We start from the raw sequence: 1,760 nt of genomic DNA on the forward strand, positions 1-1,760 counted from the left end.
TTAATCGCGTTCACCTTCACGCTCGGTGCGCCAATCTCCAGGGCGTAACGCAGAATATCCAGAGCGTTCGCCGAACGCACCTCAACATGCGGGTCCAGTGCCGCAATCTCAATGGGCGAGGTGAACACCAGCAGGCTCTGCGGGTTGCCGTTCTCATCCGGGTCAAACACAAAGGAGGTACCGGACGGGTCGGCAGGGTCAACACCCACCAGCAGTACGGACGCCGGGGACACCAGCGAGCCGAGCAGCATCTGCATATTGTCTTGCACCAGCGCCATCTTCGCGCCGTCATTACGGGGAGAAGTGACAATCCAGTGCACCTGAGCGCGCTCAATGTAGCACTCGTGATCGGTGCCGGGGTCAACCACAATCAGGTCCAGCGCCTCATTGCTGAGGAAGTCGATGAAGACCTTCATCGCCGGTTCGCGCAGAATCAGCTCGTCGCCCTCGGACTCCTGACGCACGTAGCTCTTGCCGATGTGCTCGGAGGAGGAGAACACGCACAGCGCCTGCATGCCGGTCTCGGGCATGCGAATGACCTGGTGGGTCAGCACCGAGTCGGGGCCCATTGCATCCGTCTCGGAGGGAATCAGCAGGGAGCCGGTAGCGTCGAGCAGAACGTCACCACCGAGCATCGTGCGAACCACGTTAATGAGGGTGCGCTCCTGCACGTCGTTACGGAAGGTTTCCAGAGCGGAGACCAGGTACGGGTTTGGAATCTCATGCTCGCTCGAAGACAGTGCCGCGGCGGCAGAGTGGCGGGCACGACCCTCCATACGCTCACGAGCCCACTGCGGGATACGCGACGCATCACGAGGGAACTCAGCCAGGTGCTCACGCACGTCGGTTGCGGTCAGGGTGCCCTCATTCTTCCAGCTGGCGGGCTCGTCGTCACGGTTATAGGAGGCACCCACGCTGAACTGCGGGTTGGGCCAGCCGGTTGCCGCCACCACGATGGAGGCGGTAAACCAGGTGCCGCGGTTACCGTCGTAGGCGGCGCGCTGCAGCTTGCGAACCTCAGCAATAATGGGCGAGCCGTCCTTGAGCGGGCCGACGGTGCCAATGAACTCTTCGCCGTCGCGGAATTCACGCACGCGCACGAAAATCTGACCTGCCAGAGGTTTGACGTCCAGCACCATTTCACTCCAGCCGGGGTCAACACTAACGACATCCAGCAGCCAGCTTCCAATGTTGTTCAGCGCGTCCTGGATGCGCGCGGCGCGGCTACTCGTCTCGGCGAGGCGGGGTTCAGTCATAGTTCATACATCCTTGAGTGTGAATACGGCGCGGCTGGAGGCATCCGTGTTCGGTCGTAGTGTCGGCTTACAGGGTGCCGGAAGAAGCCGTCCCTTCGATTCTAACGAACACAGGCACTCAAAGCAGATAGTTTACGCCGAAAGATATATGCTCTATCTCTCCCCGCGAGCTCTTGGACACGGCTCAATCAGGCACCTTAAAGCCCAATACGCCTAAAGCGCACACTAAAACCAGGGATACACGGCATAGTGAACGCTAAAAGGTTGATAATCTTGAATCATGACGAATTCTCTGCAGGACCTTATCGACGCATCGATCTTTATCTCCACCGAGTACCAGGCTCGACTCGCTGAGCTCGTGGGTACCTCCGAGTGGAACGTGGATTTCACCTCCCAGTCTCTGGATTTTGAGACCACTCCCCCGCTCTCGCTCAAGCCGCACCTGCTGGGCACCGAATCCGAGAACCGCGGTACTTGGATTTGGTCTTGGCAGCAGCTGGGCTA

General features: G+C 59.6%; 2 protein-coding genes. One reads left to right on the forward strand and one right to left on the reverse strand.

The genetic code is table 11. The features are described from left to right. Positions 1-1,256, reverse strand: a 1,256-nt coding sequence (locus Q0216_RS05245; protein ID WP_298593525.1) for an SseB family protein, incomplete at its 3' end; no start/stop codon positions are given. A gap of 280 nt (positions 1,257-1,536) precedes the next feature. On the opposite strand from Q0216_RS05245, the gene Q0216_RS05250 reads away from it, so the two are divergent. Beyond that, a partial coding sequence (locus Q0216_RS05250; protein WP_366139817.1) for a DUF6882 domain-containing protein occupies positions 1,537-1,760 on the forward strand: 224 nt, incomplete at its 3' end.

The sequence above is a fragment of the uncultured Rothia sp. genome (assembly GCF_937976295.1).
GTDB lineage: Bacteria > Actinomycetota > Actinomycetes > Actinomycetales > Micrococcaceae > Rothia.